The organism is Nocardia colli, from assembly GCF_008704205.1.
Taxonomy (GTDB): Bacteria; Actinomycetota; Actinomycetes; order Mycobacteriales; family Mycobacteriaceae; genus Nocardia; species Nocardia colli.
In genome coordinates this window covers 1-24325 of sequence record NZ_VXLC01000045.1, presented here as the reverse complement: position 1 = coordinate 24325, position 24325 = coordinate 1, and the positions used below count along the sequence as shown (strand labels likewise).

At 67.4% G+C, this 24325-nt stretch carries 22 protein-coding genes and 1 riboswitch; of the genes, 12 read left to right on the top strand and 10 right to left on the bottom strand.

Annotated elements, in window-relative coordinates; genetic code table 11:
* Nucleotides 1-197: 197 nt before the first annotated feature.
* From F3087_RS43685 to F3087_RS43675, 3 genes are all read right to left on the bottom strand, one after another.
* Nucleotides 198-2795 carry a LuxR C-terminal-related transcriptional regulator gene (locus F3087_RS43685; protein WP_150408091.1) on the bottom strand — a complete coding sequence of 866 codons (2598 nt, stop codon included), beginning with the start codon at nt 2793-2795 and terminating at the stop codon, nt 198-200.
* Between the two features lie 116 nt (nt 2796-2911).
* Nucleotides 2912-4036, bottom strand: coding sequence for a catalase family protein (locus F3087_RS43680; protein ID WP_150408090.1), 1125 nt, complete (start codon nt 4034-4036; stop codon nt 2912-2914).
* The gene (locus tag F3087_RS43675; protein ID WP_223885806.1) at nt 4033-5814 is read right to left on the bottom strand and encodes a peroxidase family protein; all 1782 of its coding nucleotides are present in this window, start codon (nt 5812-5814) and stop codon (nt 4033-4035) included. The genes F3087_RS43680 and F3087_RS43675 overlap by 4 nt, the downstream gene beginning before the upstream one ends.
* Nucleotides 5815-6235: 421 nt before the next feature.
* Between F3087_RS43675 and F3087_RS43670 the strand changes: the two genes are divergently transcribed.
* Together F3087_RS43670 and F3087_RS43665 are read left to right on the top strand one after the other, a co-directional pair.
* A complete protein-coding gene (locus tag F3087_RS43670; protein ID WP_191094446.1) occupies nt 6236-6985 on the top strand; it encodes a hypothetical protein in 750 nt (249 codons plus the stop codon).
* Nucleotides 6986-7119: 134 nt separating this feature from the next.
* The gene (locus F3087_RS43665; protein WP_150408088.1) at nt 7120-8790 is read left to right on the top strand and encodes a hypothetical protein; all 1671 of its coding nucleotides are present in this window, start codon (nt 7120-7122) and stop codon (nt 8788-8790) included.
* A gap of 33 nt (nt 8791-8823) precedes the next feature.
* Here the strand turns inward: F3087_RS43665 and F3087_RS43660 are convergent, their stop codons facing one another.
* Together F3087_RS43660 and F3087_RS43655 are read right to left on the bottom strand one after the other, a co-directional pair.
* Nucleotides 8824-9213: an Imm7 family immunity protein gene (locus tag F3087_RS43660; RefSeq protein WP_150408087.1), complete on the bottom strand. Its 390-nt coding sequence runs from the start codon at nt 9211-9213 to the stop codon at nt 8824-8826.
* A 161-nt stretch (nt 9214-9374) separates the two neighbouring features.
* Nucleotides 9375-9968 carry a TetR/AcrR family transcriptional regulator gene (locus F3087_RS43655; RefSeq protein WP_150408086.1) on the bottom strand — a complete coding sequence of 198 codons (594 nt, stop codon included), beginning with the start codon at nt 9966-9968 and terminating at the stop codon, nt 9375-9377.
* A gap of 105 nt (nt 9969-10073) precedes the next feature.
* Between F3087_RS43655 and F3087_RS43650 the strand changes: the two genes are divergently transcribed.
* Together F3087_RS43650 and F3087_RS43645 are read left to right on the top strand one after the other, a co-directional pair.
* Nucleotides 10074-10808 carry an SDR family oxidoreductase gene (locus F3087_RS43650; RefSeq protein WP_150408085.1) on the top strand — a complete coding sequence of 245 codons (735 nt, stop codon included), beginning with the start codon at nt 10074-10076 and terminating at the stop codon, nt 10806-10808.
* Between the two features lie 101 nt (nt 10809-10909).
* The gene (locus F3087_RS43645; protein ID WP_191094440.1) at nt 10910-11938 is read left to right on the top strand and encodes a WGR domain-containing protein; all 1029 of its coding nucleotides are present in this window, start codon (nt 10910-10912) and stop codon (nt 11936-11938) included.
* Nucleotides 11939-11953: 15 nt separating this feature from the next.
* Here F3087_RS43645 and F3087_RS43640 read toward each other — a convergent pair whose 3' ends face one another.
* Nucleotides 11954-13063 (bottom strand): NADH:flavin oxidoreductase, encoded by a 1110-nt coding sequence (locus F3087_RS43640; RefSeq protein ID WP_150408083.1) that lies wholly within the window; start codon nt 13061-13063, stop codon nt 11954-11956.
* Nucleotides 13064-13268: 205 nt separating this feature from the next.
* Here F3087_RS43640 and F3087_RS43635 point away from each other — a divergent pair, with 205 nt between their 5' ends.
* Entirely contained in the window at nt 13269-13715 is a 447-nt protein-coding gene (locus F3087_RS43635; protein ID WP_317983965.1) for a MarR family winged helix-turn-helix transcriptional regulator, read from the top strand.
* A 3-nt stretch (nt 13716-13718) separates the two neighbouring features.
* On the opposite strand, the gene F3087_RS43630 is transcribed toward F3087_RS43635, so the two are convergent.
* The gene (locus F3087_RS43630; RefSeq protein WP_150408082.1) at nt 13719-14603 is read right to left on the bottom strand and encodes a LysR family transcriptional regulator; all 885 of its coding nucleotides are present in this window, start codon (nt 14601-14603) and stop codon (nt 13719-13721) included.
* Between the two features lie 189 nt (nt 14604-14792).
* Here F3087_RS43630 and F3087_RS43625 point away from each other — a divergent pair, with 189 nt between their 5' ends.
* The 5 genes from F3087_RS43625 (at nt 14793) to F3087_RS43605 (ending at nt 20376) form a co-directional block, all read left to right on the top strand.
* Complete coding sequence (locus F3087_RS43625) at nt 14793-15989, top strand: glycine C-acetyltransferase (RefSeq protein WP_150408081.1); 1197 nt, start codon at nt 14793-14795, stop codon at nt 15987-15989.
* Nucleotides 15982-16845: a polysaccharide deacetylase family protein gene (locus F3087_RS43620; protein WP_150408080.1), complete on the top strand. Its 864-nt coding sequence runs from the start codon at nt 15982-15984 to the stop codon at nt 16843-16845. Before F3087_RS43625 ends, F3087_RS43620 begins: the two co-directional genes overlap by 8 nt.
* A complete protein-coding gene (locus F3087_RS43615) occupies nt 16838-17776 on the top strand; it encodes an NmrA/HSCARG family protein (RefSeq protein WP_150408079.1) in 939 nt (312 codons plus the stop codon). The genes F3087_RS43620 and F3087_RS43615 overlap by 8 nt, the downstream gene beginning before the upstream one ends.
* A 60-nt stretch (nt 17777-17836) precedes the next feature.
* Nucleotides 17837-19264: an MFS transporter gene (locus tag F3087_RS43610; RefSeq protein ID WP_150408078.1), complete on the top strand. Its 1428-nt coding sequence runs from the start codon at nt 17837-17839 to the stop codon at nt 19262-19264.
* A 110-nt stretch (nt 19265-19374) separates the two neighbouring features.
* The gene (locus tag F3087_RS43605; RefSeq protein ID WP_150408077.1) at nt 19375-20376 is read left to right on the top strand and encodes an NADP-dependent oxidoreductase; all 1002 of its coding nucleotides are present in this window, start codon (nt 19375-19377) and stop codon (nt 20374-20376) included.
* Between the two features lie 103 nt (nt 20377-20479).
* Here F3087_RS43605 and F3087_RS43600 read toward each other — a convergent pair whose 3' ends face one another.
* Nucleotides 20480-21481, bottom strand: a complete 1002-nt coding sequence (locus F3087_RS43600; RefSeq protein ID WP_150408076.1) for a methylenetetrahydrofolate reductase — start codon at nt 21479-21481, stop codon at nt 20480-20482.
* 134 nt (nt 21482-21615) lie between these two features.
* A riboswitch (cobalamin riboswitch) is annotated at nt 21616-21749 on the bottom strand.
* Between the two features lie 231 nt (nt 21750-21980).
* On the opposite strand from F3087_RS43600, the gene F3087_RS43595 reads away from it, so the two are divergent.
* Nucleotides 21981-22868 (top strand): helix-turn-helix domain-containing protein, encoded by an 888-nt coding sequence (locus F3087_RS43595; protein ID WP_150408075.1) that lies wholly within the window; start codon nt 21981-21983, stop codon nt 22866-22868.
* A 34-nt stretch (nt 22869-22902) separates the two neighbouring features.
* Here the strand turns inward: F3087_RS43595 and F3087_RS43590 are convergent, their stop codons facing one another.
* Both F3087_RS43590 and F3087_RS43585 read right to left on the bottom strand, forming a co-directional pair.
* The gene (locus F3087_RS43590) at nt 22903-23118 is read right to left on the bottom strand and encodes a hypothetical protein (RefSeq protein ID WP_150408074.1); all 216 of its coding nucleotides are present in this window, start codon (nt 23116-23118) and stop codon (nt 22903-22905) included.
* Nucleotides 23119-23227: 109 nt separating this feature from the next.
* A complete protein-coding gene (locus tag F3087_RS43585) occupies nt 23228-23941 on the bottom strand; it encodes a DUF899 family protein (protein WP_150408073.1) in 714 nt (237 codons plus the stop codon).
* Between the two features lie 174 nt (nt 23942-24115).
* On the opposite strand from F3087_RS43585, the gene F3087_RS43580 reads away from it, so the two are divergent.
* The coding region (locus F3087_RS43580) for a Clp protease N-terminal domain-containing protein (protein ID WP_150401026.1) at nt 24116-24325 on the top strand (210 nt) is incomplete at its 3' end.

The window sequence follows — 24325 nt, the reverse complement described above, 5'->3', positions numbered from 1 at the left end:
CGACGGAGGCGGGCTTACCGGCTGCGCACGTCGTGACCCGCGGGTCAGCCGGACCAGGCCGCGCCGCCCACCCCATCATCGCTGATCTGGCTACCCACATTTCGCTCGTCTCTCGGCCGACAATGCTGTCGATACCATCAGACCGCAGGTCAGGACTCCGAACACGAGTAGATCGCTACCCGAATCAGGCGAAGAACCTACTGCTTGTCCTCCCAGATCATGGACGCGAGCTGGTCGCGATCGGCGGCGCCGAGTTTGAAACAGGCCCGGTAGATGTGGCCCTCGACGGTGCGCACCGAGACGCAGAGCCGCTCGGCGATCTCGCGATTGGACAGTCCGCGCGCGATGAGCGCGGTGATTTCCCGTTCGCGGGCGGTGATCGGCAAGGGCTGGGCCGCGGACACGATCGCTGGGGTGGTCGCCCCGTCGCACCGGGCGGCCAGTTCGAGGGCGCGCGCCGCGGCCTGCGCGCTCAGCAGGCGTTGTGCCGCGCGGTCGTGCATCGGGACCCGCTGTGCGGCGGAATCGGCTGCGGCCGGCAGTAATCCGGCGTTCTCGAACTCGACACTGACCTCGGCCAGTGCCTTGACGTCGGAGTGGCCGAAGGCGGCGGCGTGGCGGGCGTAGATCCCGACCACGGGACCCTGGACGCGGCCGGCGAGCGCGTGCAGGCGGGCGGCGAGGGTGCGGTCGCCGAATCGGGTGGCGAAGTGCAGGGCCTCGGCCTCCAGCGCGTATTGCCCTGTGCTGTGCGCGATTTCGGCGGCCTTGCGGGCCAATTCGATCGCGGAGTGCTGGTTGTGGGTTGCGGCCGCGAGCCAGGCGCGGGCGATCATGCGCTGCGGTTCGTGCAGGGTCATGTGGGGTCCGGTGTGTTCATCCGCTTCGAGCAGGACCCGCTCGGCTTGTTGCGCGTCGCCGAGCGACGCGTAGGCGCGCACGAGCAGCAGCCGCGCCGGCAACTGCCAGGGGAGCGCGGCCTCGGCGTCGAGCGCCGCCAGCGCTTGCTCGAACGCGGCGATCGCCTCGCGGTACCGGCCGCGGTAGGTGGTGATGACACCGACCGCTATTTTGGCGATCGCCCAACCGGCGAACTGTCCCGCGGACGAGAATTCGGTGCTTTCGGTGGCGCGCTGCTCGGCCAGGTCGAATTCGCCGATGATCGTCAGCGCCAGCACATCGCAGTAGCGGACCATGGCGCGGATCATGCCGTCGCTGGCTTTGCGCTGGGCCCGGCTCCGGGCCGCGATCGGGGCGAAGTCGGCGCCGCGCCCGGCCACCGGCATCGCCAGTCCCGCGGCGAACGCGGCGAAGTCGACGGCGTGTCCGGGCGAATTCGGGTCGGCGAGAACACGTTCGGCGGCGTCGATACCTTCGGCGATACGGCCCTCGTGCACCGCCATGGCGGCGTTCACCGCATCGAGGACGAGGCGCAGTGCGGGATGCTCGACGCGGTCGCCGAGCAGGTCCATCAGTTTGCGGGCGCGGTCGGCATCGCGCAGGGACCAGAACAACAGGCTGGCGCGGGGAATGCCCCACTGGACGAGTTGAAGTTGATCGAGGTGGTCGGGGTCGAAGCCGGCCAGGATTTCGTCGGCTTCGAGCGGACGTCCCTGCCACAGCAGGGCGCGGGAGAGCAGTTCGGCGGCCGCCAGCCCGCCGCCGCGGTCGTTGGCGGCCCGCGCGAGTCGTTCACCCAGCGGCAGATTGGACAGCGCGACAGCGTCTTTCGCGGCGGTGATCAACAGTTCGTTGTCGATGGGCTGGTTGCTGTCGACGCACAGTTGCGCCAGCCGGATCCGGTGCGCGGCGGTGCCGAGATTCTGCTCCCGCAACATCTCGACGATGCGACCCCGCAGCTTGCGGGCCGCGGCCGTGCCGATCTGGCGGCGCACGACATCACCGAGGAGCGGATGGCTGAACCGGGCGCTGCTCGGCCAGCCGTCGTGGCTGATCCGGATCAGGCCGGCGATCTCGGCGGCGTCGACGGCGTCCTCACCGACGAGCTCGGTGAGGATGTCGATGTCGAGCGGTTCGTAGATGGCCAGCGATTTCAAGGCGTCCAGGACCTGCTCGCCGGCCCGGGCGAGCCGCTCGTCGAGCAGGGCGACGAGCCCGGACGGGACGGCGGTCGGCCCGCGCAGCTGCCAGACGCCGTTGACTTCGGTCAGGGTGCCCGCCTCGACCGCGCCTTCGATCATGTTGCGCAGGAACAGCGGGTTGCCGCCGGAGGATTCCCACATGACGTCGGCGCTGAGGCCCTCCAGGGTTCCGCTCAGGACGGTCTCGACCAGGCCGACGCACTGCTCCTTGGTCAGTGCGGCCAACTCGATGCGTTCCAGGTAACCGTCCTTCCACAGCGAGGTGACCGCGTCGGGCACGGGTTCCCCGGTGCGAACGGTGGCCACGATGTGCGCGCTGTGATCGACGGCGATTTGGTGCAGCAACGTCGCGGACAGATTGTCGAGCAGGTACGCGTCGTCGACGCCGATCACCGTGTCCTGTTGCGCCAGAAGGTTTTCCCGCGCCGAAGACAGCAGCGCGATGGGGTCGCGCGAGGCCGACGGTGCGATCCACGGCGCGAAGACGCCCAGCGGAATGGCCTGGGACGATTCGGTACACGCGGCCCACCGCACCGGGTTGCTCAGGGCCGACGTGACGATCCTGGCGAGGGTCGTCTTGCCGATGCCCGCGGCACCGACGAGCACGACGCCACCGGTGTCGGTGCTCGTCAATGCCGTGCGGACCGCCTCGAATTGGTCGGGACGATCGAGCAGCTGCCAGCGATCCCCCATGACCGATAAGTGTAGAGACTGCAATGCGTGGCCGCGATATGTTTCCCCCGGCGGGCAGTCCCCGGGGTGGTCGACCGGTCGGGGTGGTGGACGCGGGTCTGGATACGGCGCGGCGGTCATCGCGGAAGTTGGTCCACGGTCGGTTCGAGCCGAGGGGTGTGGTTGACGCCGTGCCGGTAATTGCTGGACGCCTCGTACACCCGCTGTTTGAGCCGGTTGATCGATCCCATCGGCCGGTGGGCCCGCAGGCCACGCCAGGAGTTGAAGGACAGGACGTCGTCGCCGAACGTGCGCCGCTCGGGGGTGTCGGGATCCTGGATGTCGAACCGGATGGTTGCGACCGTCCGGTGCGGCGAGGCGTCCTCGGACCAGGCGACGGTCGCGTCCTCGATGGGCATGGCGTCCGGATCGGTGCACAGTTGCACGCGCAGCTCGTATTCGGCGCTGTGCGTGGCGAAGAAGTCGACGACCTGGGCCTGGTGGGCGTTGCTGCCCGCGTCGCGGCGCACCGGCCGGCCCCGCAGGGCCGTGACCTCCGGCGACACCGGAATGTAGAGGAGCTTGGCGATGTAGTCGCCGAAGCGCAGCGGCGCCGACGAGTAGAACGTTTCGCCCAGAATGTGGGTGTTGGGCCGGATGAACACGGCCAGGTTCGGGGGCAGGGGACGTCCGATGCGCCGCAGCAGGTGCTTGTCGAGCGCGGAAAGGATGGTGCTGCCCGCCTGGAGGACGGGGTCGGGGAGCCGGGCCAGCACCCACGCGACCGGCATCCCCCGGCGGAGATAGGCGTGGGCGTCGGCGAACAGGAACTCACGGTGGGTGACCATGATGAAGTCCTGCGTGGTGGCCTCGTCGCCGGGCAACGCACGTGCCCCGCGGACACCGAGCACCTTGATTCCCAGGCCGCGCACGCCGCGCAGCTGGTCACTGCGGATCACCCCTGAGGTGCTCGAGAGGCGGGCGATGACGGGATATGAAGCGGGAGTGGCGAAAAGGCCCTGCGCCAGTTCGGGAGGCAGGCCGGGGGGAACGGTCAGTTCGCCGCGCAGGATGCCGTGGCTCTTGGCGTGCGCGTCGCGCAATCCGTGCTTGTATTTGCGGTAGGCGCGTTCGTTGTTGCCGCGGAGCACCGCGATGATCTTGTCGATGATCTGTTCTTCGTCGGGGCGCGGTTGCTCCAGGTCGTCGCGGTAAAGAAGGTACTTCTGCGCGGTTATCCGCGGTGCTGCCACGTCGGTCATCGGGATCGCTTCCTTTGCCTGGTCTGGGGATCGACGCTCCGCCACGGAGCGAACGGGTTGGCTACGCCGTCGAGCGCGGGCGCCAACGAGGGGAAGTGCCGCAGCAGCACGCTGCGCATGGTGTTGTCCCGCACCCACGCCATGCCCGCCTCGGTGTAGACCTCGGGCCGGAAGTCGGTGGTGAAGAACCGGTCACCGGACAGCCGGCGGGAGGCCATCAGCACGAACAGCCGAAATGCGGTGTCGCTGAAGCCGAATCCGGGCGGTTTGGGTTCCGCGTACAGTCCGATCATGAGGTCGACATTTTCGACATCGCCGTAGACCTGCTCGAGCTCACGCGCCCACAGTGGGTTGTCGGTCAACTCCTCGAATGTGGCGGCAGGTCGCAGCCGCAGTTGCCGGCGGAACTCGTTGTAGCGTGGCACGCCGCGTTCACGGACCCGCAGAATGTCCACGGTCGCAAGGTCCAGGAGCGGATGTCCGGGGCGCGTCAGGTTCTGCAGATGACGCGGATAGTTGTGCAGCGTCAGCGTTCCGGGGTAGGCGCGACCGAACGAGTAGAACAACTCGTCCATCGAGGTTTCGGCGAGCCGCTCGCGGATGTGGGCGACCCCCAGATCCGGGAAGGGATGCTCGGCGCGGACACTGTCGTCGGCCAGGCTGCGAACCACCAGATTGTCGGGTATCAGCGGATGCATCCGATACACGGCGACGAATTCCTCGGTGAGCGAGAACGGGATCCCGCTGTCCTCGAGGGCGGATCCCGGTATGCCGCACAACACTTCGCTGCCGCTGAGCCGGCCGAACCTTCGTTGCACTCGCTCACCGAGAACCCCGAACCAGTTGGCGCGCATCGCGGCAACCGTGGTCGGGTGGGCGATGATCGCCGGTGTCCAGTCGATGGTGTGGATCTTGGCGATCAACGCCGAATTGACCAAACGTGCCGTGTTGTAGAGGTTTTCGTCGGTCATGTGCGGGTAGCGCTGGGCCAGCTGATCGCAGATCGCATTGTGCTCGGCCATGAACAGCGCATGCAGCAAGGCGAGTCCGACCCAGGCGTTGGCGGCCGCGCTGGACAGTTCCAGCAGGCCTTCCACACTGATCGGCGGCAGTCCCAGCTCGTCGACCTCGAGTCGTCCTTGCTTGCCGGTCCGCAATGCGTCGGCGAATTTCGCTGTGCTGCCATAGATTTGCGAGGCATCCCACCAGTGGGTGTCCGCGGTCGGGTAGGTCGGGGGTCCGCCCGGAGTGGGGCTGGCGACCGCGGCGGTGCGGGGAATCGTCATGGGCCGGGCCGGCCACGAATCGTGATCGCTCAGCGGAACCGCCCACGGCTCGGTGTCGGCGTCGTCGTGGCTGACCCAATCGTGCACCTCGAACTGGATCCAGGCGGCCGCCAGGAGGTTCAACGTGGTGGCAGGCTGGAAACGGTCGCGGGTCAGCAGCTGCTGACTGACCAGCCTCGGGTTGGGCTCCAGGATCCGGGCCGGATCCTCCGGGTAGGTGTGCCGCAAGGGGACGTTGCGCCCGAACCGGCAGCCGACCGAGCCCGCTCGCGGATCATCGGGGGAGTTGTAGGTCCCGTCGATCGTTCGCGCGCGGAGCTGTTCGCGGCCGCCGGCCGGGTCGGCGGGGAGTGGTCCGGCCGGATGCGGTCCGGTGTCGAAGAGGTTCGCCGAGCGCAGCCGGGCCCGCAGCCCGACCAGGACGGCCAGTCCCAGCGGCTTGGGCAACCTCGGCCAGCCGACGGCGCGGTCGATCGTCTCGGCGACTCGAATCAGCAGGTCGATCGCGCGGGGTATTCGGCGGGCCGGCGGCGTGGTCGCCGGCGACGGTGTCGTCGGTTGTGCCCTGACTATCAAAGGACCTCCCAGTGGCGGGCGCGAGCGGGTGGCTCGTCCGAGATCGGATCGGATGCATAGTCTTTGGGCGGGCAGGGGTGCACGTCTTGCGTAGTCGGCTACTTCAAACCCGGCCGTCGCGCTCGGGCCGCTGATGTCGCTACCCGAATTTCGCGATGGAACCGGCGGTCGGGATCGCAGCGCGCCGCCCACGGCAAGCGCCCCCGGATGTCGTCCGGCAGGTAATCGAGTAGCGAAGTACGCACGCGAGTCGGCAACCAGTTCGCCAACGCTGTCTTCGATGGTGTTGCCGACCGCGGGGAGGTACTCGGGGCGGGCACCACGAAAGGGCACTGGTGTGATCACTCCGATCGAGATCAAGGTCAATCTCGCCGGCGACGTCGCGGACGCGCTGGCCCGGTTACGGTGTTCGGGGAACCCCGCTACCGAGCGCCGCATCTGGTTCGCCGAATCCCGCAGTGACCGCTCCGGCACCGCATCGGCGTTGCTGTCGAGCCGGATCGTCATCCGGTTGCGCAGCGGTGAGCGCGACGACCTCACCGTGAAGCTACGGCCATGCCGCCGTTCGCAATTGGCCGGTCGGTGGACTTCGCCGTTCACCGATGAGGCCTTGGAGTACCGCATCGAAAGCGACTGGTGTGGCGAGCGGCGGGTGTTGTCCGCCTCGGCCGTGGGTAGGCGGCCGCCCGGATCGCTGCGGGATGCCGCGCTGCTCGGGACCGATGTCACCGCCGCCTTGGACTCCGCGCAGCGCCAGTTCCTGGTGAGCTGCACACCCCCGGGCGTCGCGGTGGATCACCTCGCGGCGATGGGACCGATCGCGTCGACGAAATGGACCAACGTGCGCTTAGGGGATCTGGAGGTCGATGTCGAACGTTGGTGTATCGCCGAGCTCGAGTTGCTCGAGTTGTCGCTCAGAGTCACCGCCAGGCACCGGGAGTCGGACGCCGAGATGGAAAGTCGCGCTGCGGCACAGCAACTCGGGTTCGAGGCCATGGTGCGCCGGCACGGTTTGTCGGTCGCGGCCGGTGAGACGAAGACCGAGCGGGTGCTCGCCGCGTTGGTGGCTCGGTCGCACCGGCAGTGATCGACCGCAGTGTTCGTCGGCTGTCGGACTGTGTGTGCGGCTGAGCCCTAGAGCCTTGACCAGGAGACTAGGGCCTCGCGCGGCTGTTGTGCTCGTGGTTCCATATCGGGGGCGCAGGACGAGGCGGAGGATTTATGGGATACGACTGCACATTGCATCTGGTGGACGAGGGCGCGATCCGGGAGGAGTTCGTGCCCCGGTTGCTCGGCAGTTCGCCCGGGCCGACGGCGTTGGATCGGGTGCATCCGGGGGCCGAAGAGGTGTGGCGGCAGGTGCGGGAGCTGCTGCTCGGCACGGACGGGCGAGCCGCCGCCGAGGCGGTGTCCGTGGCGGCGATCATGTTCAGCGCTTCGATGCTGCCGTACCGGTACGAGCGGGGACTGGCGCTGAGCCTTGCGTTCGAAGCGGGGCGGGTGTTCCCGGACGCGGTGTTCGAGCCGAAGGCTACCTACGAGCCGGACGGCCTGTTCGCCGAAGTCGTTGCGGCGCATCCGCAATTGCGGGGACGGTTCTCCTCCGGATGGTTCAGTGGGAACTATTCGACGGGCCTGTATGTGCCCGCCGATCAGGTCGCGGAGGTGCTGGAGTGGCTGGAAGGGCAGCTCGCGCCGATGCCGAAAGGCGAGCAACGCAAGTACCGGGGGATGGTGGCGACGCTGCGGGCGGCGGTCGACCGCAAGCTGGGGTATTGGGAGGCAACCGATCTCGCGGTACCCGCGGCGGGTGAGTTCCCGGGAGATCCGGAGCTGATGTGGGCGCAGTACCTCGGCAACGACGGGGTTCCGGCCGCCGCGGTGGAGACCGCGCCGGCCTCGCCGCTCGCGAGCGTGCTCGACGACATCGTCGACGGGTTCCTGTTGTCGCACAGCGACGGCCGGACACCGTGGGTGGAATTGTGGGACCTCGAGGCCTGGCCGCCGCGTTTGGCGTTGCAGCGCAAAGAATTCTGGGTGGGGGCGGCACGGTCGCCGTCCGGCGGGTGGCTCGCGCAGTCCACCACGGACACGCAGGCGCGCCCGCGGGTGTTCGGACCGATCCTGGTGGACGGCTCGGACGATGCCCCACGAGTACTGCCTGGCAAAGGGCCGGGCGAGGCCGACCTCTACGCGCACGAGTGCTACTTTCTCGGTGAACGGCCCGTGGTGTTGCACGAAGTCAAGACCCACCTGCTGAGATTCGGTGGCTTGAATATCGGTGACCCGCTGCCCGGCCCGCTGTGGCTCACGGAATCCGGTGCGTGGGAACAGATTCCGGGCATCTCGGCGGCCGCCGTGGTGAAGAGCTCGATCGGCGATGCCGCACTTCCGCTGACCGGGGCCGCCCGGCTCGCGGACGGCAGCACCGTATTGATCTGGGACGGAAACGGTTACGAACTCGACGCGGCGGGCACCGGCTGCATCCGGTCCTTCGAAATGAGCGCACAGCGCTCGTTCGTCAAGTTCACCTCGGTACCGGCGGGAGACGACGGATTCTTCTACCTGTCCGATCGCGACCTGTACGAGATCCATCGAGGTGGTACGCCGATCCGGCATGGTGCGGCATGGACGAATGTGATGGCCGTGCGTCCGGGACCCGAAGGCGGTCTGCTGCTGAAGTTCGGTGGCAATGACGAAGGCGACGTCGGCGTCCTCTACTTCCCGGAGCAGGGCACGTATATCCCACTGCCGCCGGAGATGTTCGATGACAGATCCAGCTACTCGGCCCTGTACTGGAGCCGGGAAGCCAATCGAATCATTGTGTCCGGCAACGGTTTTGTCGCTATTCCGGTGAAAACTGTGCTGGCCCGACCAAGATCGGCGGTGTAGTGTGCGTCCAGCAACTCGCTGTGGATCCCACCTCTACTCGTCTTGGTTCTCGATCAGCGGAACGCAAGGAGAGAGAAGAGTGTCGCTCGCCGTTATCGTTTGTCCGCGGCGCATGGCGAAGATTTGAAACTCGTTGTGGAGTTCCGGGTCTTCATCGTTTCTGACCCATAGGGTGCCGAACGAGCCCGGCGCTATGGTGCCGACTTCGTTGAAGCTGTCCAGCACACTCCAGTGCGGATGGTTTGTATACCCGCCGAAATGTAGCTGGATTTGTCCGTTGACCCGCCTGAGGTCGACGAGCCCGCTTCCGGTGTCGAAGGCGTCGAGCTTGGCCGCTAAGGCCCGGTACGTCGATTCGAGCTGCGCATGATCGTCGTACTCGACGTCGTACTGAACTGTGAGCCATCCGTGGTATTCGAACACGCGTCCTCCTCGAGCGGATGTTTGGCTGCCTTTCGGATCGCGGCGGCGCTAAGTCGGCGAACGAGTGATCGGCGGCTGCGGACTTCGCAGTCGAAGACCGCGTACGGATCGTCCTTTGGCTCGCGACGCCGAAGCAAGCCTGCCAGGTGGCGCCGCTGTCGTCAGCGCGTGACGGAGCGGTTGATCAGTTCGAGTACGGCGGTTTTGACGAGGTTCAACTCGTCGTCGCCGATGCCTGATTTGTAGAGGAATTCAATGCCCTGCATGACGGCGATCAGGGCGCGGGCGGTTGCTTCCGGGTCGAGGTCGGGGTCGATCTCGCCGGTTTCCTGGGCCTGGGTGAGCTGGCGGGTGAACAGGGCGCGGGTTTCGGATTGGGCTCGGCAGGCGCGAGCCCGGATCTCCTCGTCGTGGGTGCTGAGGGCGGCGACGGTGCTGGCCATCAGGCAGCCCTGGGGCGGCAGGTCCATGCGGCCGCCGTCTTCGAACACGACCGCCGAGGTGATTCCGTGCCAGGGGCTCGGGTCCGCGGTGACGGCGGCCTCGAGTCCGGTCGATTGACGGGCGCAGTAGTCGTCGAGGATCCGGAGGAACAGGTCGCGTTTGCTGCCGAACGCGCCGTAGAGACTCTGTGTTCCCAATCCGGTTGCGTCGGTGAGGTTCTGCACCGACGTGTCCGCGTAACCGTTGCCCCAGAACGTATCTCGCGCGGCAGTGAGGGCGGCCTGCTCGTCGAACTTCCTTGGCCTCGCCATAGCAGAATGATACCGGTTATTGAGTGATCCCTCAAAATTTGACAAACCGCGCCGTCTCCGCTGTATTTGAGTGATCGTTCAAAAAACTGGGAGAGGGTGCCACAGATGACCACACGACTGCTCGAGGGCAAGACCGCACTGGTGACGGGAGGGTCCAGGGGTGTCGGCGCCGGTATCGTCGCCCGGCTGGCCGCGGACGGCGCGCGGGTCGCGTTCACCTACGCCAATTCCGCGGAGCGCGCGCAGGCCGTCGCGGCCGCGGCCGGCGCCGCGTACCCGATCCGCGCCGACAGCTTGCACGAGCAGGACGTCGAGTCCGCCGTCGCGCAGACCGCCGACCGCTTCGGCACCCTCGACATCCTCGTCAACAACGCCGCCGTCGCCACGATGGCCGCGATCACCGACCTGAAGATGGCGGAGATCGATGCGATGTTGACGATCAACGTGCGGTCGTCGATCGTCGCCATCCGAGAGTCGTTGGCGCACATGGGCAACGGCGGGCGGATCATCAATATCGGCAGTATCAACGCCGACCGCACGCCCTTTCCCGGCCTCTCGGTATACGCCATGACCAAGGGCGCGCTGGCTAGCCTGACCCGCGGCCTCGCACACGAATTGGCCGCGCGCGGAATCACCGTCAACAACATCCAGCCGGGCCCGATCGACACCGACGCCAACCCCGCCGACGGGCCAACCGCGACGGCTCAGCTCGGAGTGATGGCAACGGATCGATTCGGCACCGCCCCCGAGGTCGCTGCCCTCGTCTCGTATCTCGCCGGGCCCGACGCGGCCTACATCACCGGCTCGAGCCTGAATATCGACGGCGGGTATACCGCGTAACCCTGCCCGTTCGCTGATGCAGGAGGCGCCACTTCAGCGCGCGAGAAGCCGGGAGAGCAACGACCGCAGCCCCCGGCTTCTCGATCAAGCAAGATGAGGGCGTGCCCGAGGTGCGATATTTCGAGAAGAACGACGATGGCGTGGTGCGGTTCTGGCGGATCCGTCGTGAGGGAATCCGCTGTCACATGTCCTGGGGGCAGGTGGGCGGCCGGACTCAGGGGTCGAGCATGACACTCGACGACCTTGCGCATGCCGAGCGGCATCTGGCCAGGAAGATCGGCGAAAAGCAGCGCCAGGGATACATCGAGATGGCACCGCGGGCGGCCGAGGCGGCCGACGAGATGGCGGACGCCCCACTGCTCGACGTGATGCGGGCGCATGAGGACAAGCGGTACGCGGGCGCCTGGAATGCTTACTGGGCAGGCTATGCGGCGGTCGCCGGGCACGCCGGGGTGTTCGCGAAATTCCATGACTTCCAGGGCGGGCCGGGTCCCTTCTACGACTATCTCGTGCTGAGCGAGGACGAGCGCCGTGCCCTGCATTTCGTGGTCAAGCAGCCGGGTCACGATTCCCGGACCGTGTCCGCCTTCCTCGACTTCGTCTGCCCGCGAATGGAACTGGCCTTCGACGGCCGGTCCCACCACAAGCTGCCGTTGCCCGCGCCGATCGGCCGATTCGATCACGTGCTGTTCCGGGCCCCGTCACTGTGCGGCAACCGGTACGGCGGCCGAATAGGCGGGGCCGTACCGATTCTCGACTGCGAGATCTGCGACGACGACACCGAGACACTGGTCGAGGCGCGGATGCAGGGGCGGGACGCGATGCCCTCGACCAGCTGGGATCGCGAGCCCTACCCGGTGATCGACCTGAAATTCGATCTGCGCAGTGCCAACGGCTTCGCCGAACTCGGCGGTCGATCGTCACTGCGCGAGAAGACATTCAAGGTCTACCGGCGATCGATGCTGGAGCGGGGGATCAGGCTGTTGTCGGCGGCGGAACCCGGCAGCCGGTTCGAGATCCGGAACTACCGACGGGAAATCCTGGCCCTTGCTCCGGCGGACGTCGCCCCGCAGACTCCGGCCGAGATCGACCGGTTCCTGCTGGGCGACGTTGCCGGGCAACATGATTGAGCCGAGATCCGAGTCTCAGTTGAGCGACTTCAGCACTCCGCGGTCGAAGGCGATCGCCTCGTCGAGGCGACCCTGGAGCGCCTTGTTCGCCCAGTCGGGATTGGCCAGCAGCGCGCGGCCGACGGCGACGAGGTCGAACTCGTCGCGTTCGAGACGATCGAGCAACTGATCGATACCGGCCACGTCGGCCTGCTTCTGCCAGCCGGCGGCGCCGACGAACTCCTGGTCCAGCCCGACCGAGCCGACGGTCACGGTGGCCTTGCCGCTGAGTTTCTTGACCCAGCCGGCGAGATTGAGGTCGCTGCCGTCGAATTCGGGCAGCCAGTAGCGGCGGGTCGAGGCATGGAAGGCGTCGACGCCCGCGTCGGCCAGCGGGGTCAGGATCTGCTCGAGCTCGCCCGCGCTCTCCGCGATCTTCGCCTGGTAGTTCCCGGACTTCCACTGGGAGAGCCGGAAGAACAGCGGGAAGCCGGGGGAGACCGCGGCGCGCACGGCTTCGACGATCTCCACGGCGAACCGGGCCCGGGATGCGGGGTCGCCGCCGTAGCCGTCGGTGCGCTGGTTGGTGCCGTTCCACAGGAAGCTGTCGATCAGATAGCCGTGCGCGCCATGCAATTCGACGCCGTCGAAGCCGAGGCGCTCCGCTGCCGCCGCGGCATCGGCGAACGCGGCGACGGTGTCGTCGATGTCGCGCTGGGTCATGGCATTGCCGGTCGGGCCGCCGTCGAGCCCCACGCCGGACGGGCTTTCGGCAGGCGGCTCGGTCGCCGTGCGGGCCACCCCGGTGTGCCACAGCTGCGGAATGATCCGGCCGCCGGCCAGGTGCACCTGCTCGGCCACGTTGGCCCAGCCGGCCAGGGACTGCTCACCATAGAAGTGCGGCACATCGGGGTAGGCGCCGGCCGCGGCCCGGTTGATGTACGTGCCCTCGGTGACGATGAGACCGACGTTGTTGGCCGCCCGGCGGGCGTAGTACTCGGCGACGTCGGCCCCCGGAACACCGTCCGGCGACATGTTCCGCGTCATCGGCGCCATCGCGATCCGGTTCGAAACGGTCAGATCGCCGACCGTGAACGGCCGATCCAGCAATCGCCGGATCCGGGTGGTGTCTACTGCCGAAGTCATATCGTCTCCAAAGTCGGCGCCGAGCTGATGACAGCACCATGGTCGGCTGCGGGGAAGAGCAGGTTCTCGAGCGTGGAAATAGTTGAGCAACTCAAGCGACTCACCGACAGTACAACCGCAACTGCTTGATTCTGTCAAGCATTCCAGGGCGCGGCACGGGCTCGAGAAGCTTGAGTTCATCAAGTATTCGGCCTACCTTGGCAGAGTGCCGCACTCCTCACCACCCGCATCGCCGACCGCGCTGGACGTGATGGCGACCCTCACGGAGTTCTGCCGCGTCTATCAGCAGGACTTCCTCGCCGCGGCCCAGGGCCTGGACCTGACCTACAGCCAAGCCAAGCTCGTCTGCCTACTCGCCGGGCCGTGGTCGATGCGGGAACTGGCCGAAGCCCTGTCCTGTGACGCATCGAACATCACCCTGCTGATCGATCGATTGGAGCAGCGCGGCCTGGTCGAGCGGCACATCGACCCGTCCGATCGCCGGGTGAAGAAAGTGGTCGCCACGACCGAGGGCACCGCGATCGCCCAGCAGGTCCGCGAACAGATGCACGGCGTCCGCGCGGCGCTGGAAGCGTTGAGCCCGGCACGCCGACGCAGCTTGCAAGGCATCCTCGAGCAGATGCATGCCCATATGACGATCCGCCCGGACTGACCCTCAGGCAACCAGCTGTTCTCGGGCATACTGCCGGAACGCGTCCAGCAGACTGGAATCCTCGGTGCGGGTCGCCAGGACGACCCGGCTCGGCGCGACACCGCGGAGCGGGATGAGCGCGAGATCTGTTCGGGTGGTGTCGACGTGGCCGCGGGTGGCGACGGCGAGCGTGTCGCCGGCGGCGACGAATTCCCAGGTGTCGTCGAGGGTGTTCATCGCGGGGCCGGTGGGCGCGGGCCGGCCGTCCGGTCGTGGTTCCAAGCGCCAGAAGGCGTTGCTGGTGGGGTCGAGGCCCGGGACCCATTGCAGGGGTTCGTCGGCGATGTCCGCCAAGACCGCGAACGGCTGTCCGGCCAAGCGGTGGTCGAGGGGGACGACGAGGACGCGCGGTTCGTCGTAAAGGTGAGTGATGCGCAGCCGATCGGCCGGAAATGGCGCGCGGGTGACGACGGCGTCGACCTGGCGGTCGAGTAAGGCCTCGGCGGGACGGCGCCACCCGAGATACGTTGTCCGTACGGTGACCTCCGGATGCCGACGGCGTAGCTCCCTGGTCGCCGCGGTGATCACCAGACCCGGGGTGTATCCGATCGAAATGCTGCCGGGCTCGGCGGTCGCCCGCGCCGCGGCCGCGGCGTCGCCTGCGGCACGCAGCAATATCCTGGCCTTGGGCGCGAAAGCGTGCCCGGCCTCGGTCAGCTGCGCGCCCTGTGGTGTCCGGTGGAACAGCCGCACCCCCAATTGCTGTTCGAGGCCGCGGATCTGACGGCTGAGCGACGGCTGCCCCACCCGCAGCGCGGCCGCGGCCCGGCTGAAATTCGCCTGGTCCGCGACAGCCAGGAAATAGCGGACCACCCGGAGGTCCAGATCCAGCGGCACGACTTCGGTCATCTCCCCACCGTAGCCACGCCCCCGCCCTCGGCTATTTCTGGCCGGCGCACGCCCGTCTGCGCGCTGACGTCGGACGATGCCTCGCGGGCATGTCCGGTTCCGGACTGGGCATTGGACGCCCGCCCGTCCCGGTCACACGCTGAAGACAGCCGCCGAGCAGGCGCTGTCATCCCGTGAGGAGCGCACCGAGTGTTCACAACCCGCAACGACTTTCGCGCCGTACTAGACGATATCGCTCGCGGTCCGAGCGAACGGCCGATCGAAACGCCGCAGTCGACCCGGATTTCGGTCGACGGGCACGAGCTGCTGAACTTCTGCGCCAACGACTATCTCGGGCTGGCCAACCATCCGCGCGTAGTCGCCGCGGCGAAGTCGGCGCTGGACACGTACGGATTCGGCATGGCCAGCGTGCGTTTCATCTGCGGGACCCAGCCGCCGCACCTCGCCCTCGAACGCGCGATCTCCGAGCTGCTGCGCACCGAGGCGACCCTGTTGCAGAGTTCGTGTTTCGACGCCAACGGCGGGATTTTCGCGGCGCTGCTCGACGAGCGGGACGCGGTGATCAGCGATGAACTGAATCACGCGTCCATCATCGATGGCATCCGCCTCAGTAAGGCGGTTCGATATCGTTATCGCACAAGGGATATCGATGATCTCGAGGTTCAGCTGCGCCGAGCCGCCCGGTTCCGCCGTCGCCTCGTCGTGACCGACGGTGTGTTCTCCATGGACGGCGCCCAGGCGCCGCTGGCCGCGATCTGCGATCTCGCCGACCGCTATGCCGCGATGGTCATGGTCGACGACTCCCACGGGGTGGGCGTCCTGGGCGCGACGGGCGCCGGTACCACCGAGGCGGCCGGGATGCGGAACCGAGTCGACATCATCACCGGAACGCTCGGCAAGGCGCTGGGCGGCGCGTCCGGGGGATTCGTCAGTGGCCGAACGGAAATCGTCGAGGTGCTCCGTCGTCGTTCGCGCCCGTATGTGTTCTCGAACGCGGTGCCGCCGGTCGTTGTCGCCGGGTCGCTCGCCGCGCTCGACGTGGTGAAAGCCGGTGCGGTCGAACGGCAACGGCTACGCGAGAACGCGAAATCGTTCCGTCGCTCGATGATCGAGGCCGGTTTCGACGTGCTGCCCGGCGATCACCCGATCATCCCGGTTATGTTCGGTGATGCCGCTGTCGCCGACCGGATGTCGGCGGCCTTGTTCGGGCACGGCATCCATGCGGTCGCCTTCACCCACCCGGTCGTGCCCCCGGGCGCGGCGCGCATTCGCATCCAGCTCTCGGCCGCGCACACGGACGGCGAGATCGCCTGCTGCGTAGCGGCATTCGTTCGGGCCCGGCGCGACATCGCGGCCGATGCGCACACCGGGACGGTCGATGAGTAGGGCGGCGTTCGAGCCGCCGATGCGGTGGCCGGACGGCAAGAAGGCGGCGGTCATGATCACCGTGGCCCTGGAGTTGTGGTCGCCGGGCCACTGGCCGGTCTATGCCCCGATGGCTACGGCGTGGCCACTGCCGGGAGTGCACGATACGCACAGCGTCTCCTGGTCCGAATACGGCGCCACCACCGGGGTGTGGCGGTTGCTCGACATTCTGCGAGCTCATCGCATGCCCGCCACCTTCGGTATCAACGGCCTTGTCGCCGAACGCTTTCCACAGGCGGTACGGGCCGTGCAGGATGCCGGGCACGAGATCGCCGCGCACTCCTACGCACAGGATGTCATCCCCGCCCTGCTCGACGTGCGCGCCGAACGCGAGAACATCCACCGCTGCACCGCGATCCTCGAGGATCTCACCGGAGTGCGCCCGATCGGCTGGATGAGTCCCCGGGCCTCCGGCACGGAGCACACCCCCGAGCTACTCGCCGAAGCCGGATACCTGTGGTCCGGTGATTACAACGACTACGAACTACCCCGGGTGATGACGACCCGGCATGGCCCGCTCGTCGCACTCATGCACAGCGAGCTGTCCGACATCCGCGGCGGCGCCGGGCCCCGGGCCTACCTCGACAGCCACACCGGCCTGCTGGCGGACGTGCTCGACGCCCCGGGCCCGGGAATCTACAACCTGACCGTGCACGCCCACGTCGGCGCGCGGCCGCTGCTGTCCGGCATGGTCGACCGGATCCTCGAGCGGCTCGGGACCGTGCGCGAACAGGTGTGGATCGCCACGCACCGGCACATTGCCGAACATGTTCTTACCCAACAGAATGCACAAGGGAGCTGGATCGAACATGGTTGAGACGCTGGTCATCGGAGGCACGGGTGCGATGGGCGGCGCGGTTGTCCACCGACTGCTCCGCTCGCCCGGCGACACCGTTGCCGTACTCACCCGAAATGCCCACTCGGACAAGGCCGCCGGGCTGCTCGCGCATGGTCGGGTCCGTATCGTCCAGGGTGATCTGGACGATCCGGAGAGCGTCCGTGCGGCTGTTTCCGGTATGGAACAGGTCTTCTGTAATACCGACTTCTGGTCCGGTGCAAGCGTTCTCGGTGAATATCGGCGAGGGGTCGCCGTGCTGGAGGCCGCGCGATCGGCGCGGGTCGAACGATTCGTCTGGTCCTCGCTCGACAGCGCCGTGACCCTGACCGGTGGATCGATACCCGTACCGCATTTCGACGCCAAGGCGGCGGTCGCGGCACACATCAACCTGCTCCGCTCCGACGAGATGATGCGTGAGGTCGACAACGGCTGGTACACCGAGCACGTGTCGATCCTGACCACCTCGCCCTACTTCGAGAACCTGCGGGAACGGCTCGCACCGCAGCGCGGCCCGCTCCCCGACGGACGGTCCGGGCTGTTGTTCGCCTTCCCGTTGGGAACCGGGCGGTATCCGCTGATCGGCCTGGACGATATCGCGTGGTTCGCCGATTTCCTGTTCCGGAACTGGCAGAGCTGGGGCGCCCGCGACCTCGCCGTCACGGCGGACAGCCTGACCGGTGACGAGATAGCCGCCGCGGTCGAACGAGTCAGCGGGACGCCGTGCCGGTACGACCCGATGCCGCCGGACACGCTGCGCTCATCGATGCCGGGCGTCGGCCACGATTACGCGGCGATGTTCCGCTTCTTCCAGGCCCGCGACGTCCTCGCCCTCGACCGCGACCTCGCGCACCTGCGTGCGCTCCATCCCGGGATGATGACCTTCGAAGACTGGCTGCGCGCTACCGGATGAGCCGGGCGCGAGCCGGAGCGTCGGCCGTGGATCGGTCCGTCGTCGCCTTAGCCTGAGGTAATGGCCGTGCTGAGTCCGCGCGAACGTCCGAGGCGTTGGTCGCTCGACGACATCGTCGTCACCGATCCGCCGATCATCCGCCGGGCGATCGGCGCGGCGAGCATCGGCAACATCACCGAGTGGTACGACTTCGGCGTCTACGCCTATTTCGAGCCGACTATCAAGGAAGTGTTCTTCTCGCATCTGGGCGACACCGCGGGCACGATCGCCACCTTCGGCCTGTTCGCGGTGGCGTTCCTGGTCCGCCCGTTCGGCGGGATGTTCTTCGGGCCGCTGGCCGACCGGATCGGCCGCAACCAGGTGCTGGCCACCACGATGATCCTGATGGCACTCGGCACCTTCGCCATCGGCTGCATCCCGGACCAGAACTCGATCGGCATCTGGGCGCCGATGCTGCTGCTGTGCGCGCGGTTGCTGCAGGGCTTCTCCACCGGCGGCGAATACGGCAACGCGATGACCTTCATCGCCGAGTACGCGCCGGACCGGCGGCGCGGGTTCCTCGGCAGCTGGCTGGAATTCGGCACCTTCACCGGATATCTGCTCGGCGCACTGGTCGTCACGCTCGCCGACGCCACCCTGACGCACGAGCAGTTGCTGGCGTGGGGCTGGCGATTGCCGTTCTTCGTCGCGCTGCCGCTCGGCATCGTCGGCGTCTATCTGCGCATGCGCCTGGCCGACACCCCGGCCTTCGCCGCGCTGGAAAAGGAATCCGAGGAGCGCGAGAAGTCGAACAAGACCGGCGACGAGGCCAAGATCCTGGCGAAGCTGTGGCCCTACGTCCTGGTCTGCATGGGTCTGGTCGTCGTCTGGAACGTCCCCAACTACATGCTGACCTCCTACATGCCGACCTACGTCACCTCGACGGTGCCGGACGCGACCGGCGGCGGGGTGTCCTCGTCGACCTCGCAGTGGTTGCAGATCGGGGTGATGGTCGTCGCGCTGCTGACCATTCCGGTGATCGGCCTGATCTCCGATCGGGTCGGCCGCAAACCGATCATCTGGACCGGGATCGCGGGGCTGATCGTGCTGGCGTTCCCGATGGTGCTGCTGGTCCGCACGGACAATGCGTTCACCGTCTTCGTGGGCCTGCTGATGATGGGGCTGACGCTGATCTGTTTCAGCGCGACGATGCCGTCCACCCTGCCCTCGCTGTTCCCGACGAAGGTGCGCGGGGCGGGGCTGTCGGTAGCGTTCAACGTCGCGGTGTCGCTGTTCGCGGGCACCACCTCGGTGGTGGTCGGCGCGCTCGTCGGCGTGACCGGCGATTTGAACTGGCCCGCTTACTATCTGATCATCGCGGGCGTCGTGGGCGCTGTGTCGGTCTACTTCCTGCAGGAACCCAACGGCAAGCACATGTGGGGTTCGGCGCCGGCCGCGCAGTCCGAGGAGGAGGCAGCGGAGTTCGTCGGGGCACAGGCACCTTCGTAATCGGTTCGCTCCGGTCGATCTGCTGCCCATCGTTCTCGCAGCGAGACTGCCCGCCGGGCTCGGGTTCGCCACTACAGTGGGCAGCATTTCCGTTCGGCGAAGGAGCGTGTGTGACGACGACCCGACAGGTGCGGCTGGCCAAGCGTCCGCAGGGGCGGCCCGATGCGGACACGTGGAATGTGGTGACCGAGGAGCTGCCTGCGGTGGGGGCGGGTGAGATTCTGGTGAAGGTGGATCTGATCTCGATCGACCCGGCGATGCGCGGATGGCTCAACGACGTCCGGTCGTATCTTCCGCCGGTCGGGATCGGTGAGGTCATGCGGTCGCTGGATGTCGGCACGGTGGTCGAGTCCACCCATTCCGGTTTCTCGGTGGGCGAGACGGTCAGCGGGACGTTCGGCGTCACCGAGTACGCGATCAGCGATGGCAGCGGCGTAGAGCGGATCGATCTGGCGGTCGCCCCGGCGGCAACGTGGCTCGGCGCGCTCGGAATCACCGGCATGACAGCCTATTTCGGGCTGATCGATGTCGGAAAGGTGCAGGCGGGCGAGACCGTGCTGATCTCCGCGGCCGCCGGTGCGGTGGGCAGTGTCGCCGGGCAGATCGCAAAAGCGTTGGGCGCCACGGTCATCGGTATCGCGGGTGGTCCGGAGAAGTGCCGCATGCTCACCGAGGAATTCGGTTTCGACCTGGCGATCGACTACCGCAGCGAGAATGTGCTGCGGCGGCTGCGCGAACTCGCGCCCGGCGGCGTCGACGTGTTCTTCGACAACGTCGGCGGGGAGATCCTCGATGCCGCGCTGGCCAACTTGCGCAGGGGCGCCCGGGTCGTCATCAGCGGGGCGATCGCGTCCTACAACGCCGAGAAGCCGCCGCCCGGCCCGTCCCGGTACATGTCGTTGCTGGTCTTCCGGGCGTCCATGACGGGGTTCGTCGTGTTCGACTACGCGGACCGCTACGGGGAGGCCGTCGCGCAGATCTCGAAGTGGCTGGCCGAGGGCAAGATCAAGCCCCGCGAGCATGTCGTCGCGGGCGGCGTCGATCAGTTCGGCACGACGCTCGAGATGCTGTTCACCGGTGCGAACACCGGCAAGCTGCTGCTGGCCATCTGAACACGGGCGACGACACCGGTCGATCCCCGCGCGAGCACGGTAGCCCGCGCGGGGATCGAACGTCAGCGGTGACTCGATCGAGCAACCCCGACCGAGTGCCGCGTCAGGCGCTGAGCGGCGCGGCGGTGACTTCGTAGCCGAGGTTGGTCAGGACCTCGTTGGTCGCCTTGGCGAAGTTGAGCGTGATGAAATGCAGGCAGGGCGCGCCCTCGTCGATGAGCTGCTGGGCCATCTCGGTGGCGATCTCGATGCCGGCCGCGCGCACCGCGGCCCGGTTTTCCTCGGGACCGGTACCCGCCGCGGCGCGCAGCCGTCGCATGATCGACGCGGGCAGGGCGCGGCCGCTGAGTTCCTCGGCACGCGCGATGGTGCGCAGGGAGGTGATGGGCATCAGTTCCGGGATGATCGGTTTCGCGCCCTGCTCGGCATCGGTGGCCGCGACCCGATCACGCAGGCGCAGATAGTGATCGACCTCGAAGAACATCTGGGTGATCGAATAGTCCGCTCCGGCACGGAGTTTCGCGGCCAGGAACGCGGCGTCGGTGTCCAGGTCGGGGGAGTGATGGTGCCCCTGCGGGAACGACGCGACCCCCACATTGAAGTCGCCGAGATCGCGCACGATTCGCACCAGTTGCTCGGCGTACTCGACACCGTCGGGGTGGCGCTGCCACTCGCCGAGCGGATCACCGGGCGGATCCCCGCGCAGCACGAGCATGTTGCGGATGCCGCAGTCGGCGTAAGAGCCGACCAGCGCGCGTAGCTCGGCGATGCTGTGCCCGACCGCCGTCAGATGGGCGACCGGCAGCAACGTGGTCTGCTGGGCCAGCTGTCCGGTGATCCGGGCGGTGCGGTCCTTGGTCGAACCACCCGCGCCGTAGGTCATCGAGACGAACGCCGGATGCATGCGCTCGAACTGCCGCACCGTGCGCCACAGCCGCGCTTCGCCGGCGGCATCGCGCGGCGGGTTGAACTCCACCGAGAACGGCACGCGCGGCCCCGAATGGATGCGCAGGCTCTCGACGACCGAAGGAACGCCGGAGACTGCCGGGGTGATTCGAGCAGGGAGCCCGTGATTCGAACGGTCACGTCCGGGAATGGAATGCATGGATGAACTCCAAGTCAGCGGCCAGTGGCCACCGCCGAAACGAACCGGTACCGAGGAGCCCACGAAGCATCAATCCCGTGCCCGGGTCCACTCGGCGTAGCACCCGATCCACGAGGCGACGACCGCCGGATACGGTGTACCCGGCACAATCGGCAGGTCCTCGGACTCCTGGGCACCGACCCGAGTTCGGGTGCGGTCCCGGAGTTTCGCCGGGTTCCCTCTCACCGGCCACGCACTGATGTACGAGACCAGTTCGACGCCTTCGTGCGGTCAGGGGCTCCTCGACTCCGCCTCCGGCGAACCAGTTGCACCTGCGAATATAGCGAAGTCCTGGGGGATCACCAAGGACAGGGGCCCGCCGTGGCGCGGGTGACGCGCCGTGGATCCGAACCGCGGGTCGGTTTGCGGCGCGCAGGATATCATCTGTGGGACGCGGTGTGGTGCGAGACGGAAATGGGCGCGATACCGCTGCGAGTCTTCGAGAAGCGGGGTAGTGGTCATGGTCGCGGAACCGGTCCGGATCGCCGGTATCGACGCGCGCGTCGTAGAGCGTGGTCCGACCGCGCTGCGGATCGCGATCGGTGGTCAACTGCGCAAGCTGCGGGAAGCGAAGGGCATTATGCCCGCCGCGGCCGGCAATCACATTCGTGGTTCGCACGCCAAGATCAGCCGGCTCGAACTCGGGCGCACCGGCTACAAAGAGCGCGACATCCGGGATCTGCTGACCCTCTACGGCGTCACCGATCCGGACGAGCGCGAGATGTTCCTGGACCTGGCGCGCAAGGCCAATGAGCCCGGCTGGTGGCACCGCTACAGCGACCTGCTGCCACCCTGGTTCGAGACCTATCTCGGCCTCGAGGGCGCCGCGCAGTCGATCAGAACCTTTGAGGGGCAACTGGTTCCGGGGTTGCTGCAAACCGAGGACTACACGCACGCGGTCATCGAGGTCAGCCAGCAGAACGCCGAGGCGGTGCGGCGGGTGGAGTTGCGCGCGAAGCGTCAGCAGGTCCTCGACCTGCCGGACGGGCCCCGGTTGTGGGCGGTGCTGGACGAGGCCGTGCTGCACCGGCCGATCGGCGGCCGGAAGGTGCTGCGCGAGCAGATCGAGCATCTGGTGGAGGTGTCGTACAAGACCGGCGTGACGATCCAGGTGCTGCCCTTCGCCGCCGGCGTCCACGCGGCCGCGGGCAGTTCGTTCACCTTGCTCCGCTTCGCCGAGCAGGAACTACCCGACATCGTCTACCTGGAACAGCTGACCAGCGCGTTCTACCTGGATCGCAGCGACGATCTGGAGGTCTACCGCGATGTGATGGACCAGGTTGCCGTGCAGGCGGAAACACCGGAGCGCTCACGCGCAATGATGCTCGCGGCCGCCGAGCGGCTCTGAACAATTGCCCGAACCGATCAGCCGCCTCCTCACCTCAGGGCCGAGCAGCCGCTGAGCCGCCGCCGGACTTCACCGCCAGCCCGTACTCGATCGCCGTCGCATCCGGTGCGGCCGCGGGCGTCGACGCCGTCCCGGCGGGCTTCGCCTGTGTATGGATCACCCCGTTGTCCGCGGTGCCCGGACCCGCGGCAATCGTGACCCCAGCCGCGATCGCGGCGGCGAACACGGTGCCCGCGATGATTCGTTTCATGGTTCCTCCCGTGGTCGAACCCTCTCGTTTTACTACGTTCTTGGCGCAACCCGGGTTCACCTCTTTGCCCAGCCCCCTTGCGCCGCAATAGGTTCAGGGCGGGTGCCAGTCAGGCTCGGCGGTCGCGGCCGGCGTAGTGGTTTTCGGCGTACCAGTCGCCGCGGCCGGTGGGGAGTAGGTCGAGGATGTTCCAGACGGGGGACAGTTGATCTATGCCGCGTTGGGCGTCGTCGAGGAAGTTCGCGGGCAGGGTGTAGTGGTGTCGGACCTGGTCGCCTTCGGGGGTGAAGACGCTGATCATCGGGCGCTGGTCGCCGTTGGGGCGTTCGGCGTTCAGGTCGGCGTTGAAGGTGGTGTCGTGGCTGGAGAGGATGCGCAGGCCGTCCCAGCCGCGGCGCAGTGCCCACGCGCGCAGTTTCGGCAGGGGAGCCTTGGCGATGACGGCGAAGCTGGTGCGCTGGGCCAGGTGGTGGGCGACGCCCTGGAAACCGTCGACCCACATCGAGCACATGGGGCAGGCTTCGTCGTCGTCCGGATGGAACATCAGGTGGTAGACGACCAGAGTGTCGTGCTCCCCGAACAGTTCTCGCAGTCGCGTGGTCCGGATCGGTTCGGGGCGGCCGAGATCGGCGGGGCCCTCGGCGAAGGAGTAGTCGTCGAGGAGGAGCCCGGGTGGCACCCGCCGGCGCGCGGCGGCCACCTCTTCGATCTGATCGCGCAGCGTGCGTTCGGCTTTCGCCAGTCCGATCCGGGCCGCGATGTACTCCTCGCTGGCCCCGTTGGGCCACATCGGCTCCATCGCCGCGGCATCCACTTCGCCCATGACGGGTTCATCTCCTTTGGTTTCGGATAGTGAACGTGCCCCTGCTCAAGGTAGAACAGCGACACCGGGAGCTCAAGGGAGACACGGGGTGGCGACGAACCCGGGGTTGCTTCTTCGACGCAGGAGATTACTGTATATTTATGTATCTATCTACGCGGTGGTGAGGAGCGCGCGATGTTCGAGAGGTTCACCGACCGCGCGAGGCGTGTCGTTGTCCTGGCCCAGGAAGAGGCCCGGATGCTCAACCACAACTACATCGGTACCGAGCACATCCTGCTGGGGCTGATTCATGAGGGTGAGGGTGTCGCGGCGAAGTCGCTGGAGTCGCTCGGTATTTCGCTCGAGGGGGTGCGGAGTCAGGTCGAGGAGATTATCGGGCAGGGT

What these genes read in the sequence shown, in the direction of transcription:
- F3087_RS43685 (WP_150408091.1), bottom strand. Translation starts at nt 2,795, where the DNA reads ATGGGGGATCGCTGGCAGCTGCTCGATCGTCCCGACCAATTCGAGGCG.
- F3087_RS43680 (WP_150408090.1), bottom strand. Translation starts at nt 4,036, where the DNA reads ATGACCGACGTGGCAGCACCGCGGATAACCGCGCAGAAGTACCTTCTT.
- F3087_RS43665 (WP_150408088.1), top strand. Translation starts at nt 7,120, where the DNA reads ATGGGATACGACTGCACATTGCATCTGGTGGACGAGGGCGCGATCCGG.
- F3087_RS43655 (WP_150408086.1), bottom strand. Translation starts at nt 9,968, where the DNA reads ATGGCGAGGCCAAGGAAGTTCGACGAGCAGGCCGCCCTCACTGCCGCG.
- F3087_RS43650 (WP_150408085.1), top strand. Translation starts at nt 10,074, where the DNA reads ATGACCACACGACTGCTCGAGGGCAAGACCGCACTGGTGACGGGAGGG.
- F3087_RS43640 (WP_150408083.1), bottom strand. Translation starts at nt 13,063, where the DNA reads ATGACTTCGGCAGTAGACACCACCCGGATCCGGCGATTGCTGGATCGG.
- F3087_RS43630 (WP_150408082.1), bottom strand. Translation starts at nt 14,603, where the DNA reads ATGACCGAAGTCGTGCCGCTGGATCTGGACCTCCGGGTGGTCCGCTAT.
- F3087_RS43620 (WP_150408080.1), top strand. Translation starts at nt 15,982, where the DNA reads ATGAGTAGGGCGGCGTTCGAGCCGCCGATGCGGTGGCCGGACGGCAAG.
- F3087_RS43615 (WP_150408079.1), top strand. Translation starts at nt 16,838, where the DNA reads ATGGTTGAGACGCTGGTCATCGGAGGCACGGGTGCGATGGGCGGCGCG.
- F3087_RS43610 (WP_150408078.1), top strand. Translation starts at nt 17,837, where the DNA reads ATGGCCGTGCTGAGTCCGCGCGAACGTCCGAGGCGTTGGTCGCTCGAC.
- F3087_RS43600 (WP_150408076.1), bottom strand. Translation starts at nt 21,481, where the DNA reads ATGCATTCCATTCCCGGACGTGACCGTTCGAATCACGGGCTCCCTGCT.
- F3087_RS43595 (WP_150408075.1), top strand. Translation starts at nt 21,981, where the DNA reads ATGGTCGCGGAACCGGTCCGGATCGCCGGTATCGACGCGCGCGTCGTA.
- F3087_RS43590 (WP_150408074.1), bottom strand. Translation starts at nt 23,118, where the DNA reads ATGAAACGAATCATCGCGGGCACCGTGTTCGCCGCCGCGATCGCGGCT.
- F3087_RS43585 (WP_150408073.1), bottom strand. Translation starts at nt 23,941, where the DNA reads ATGGGCGAAGTGGATGCCGCGGCGATGGAGCCGATGTGGCCCAACGGG.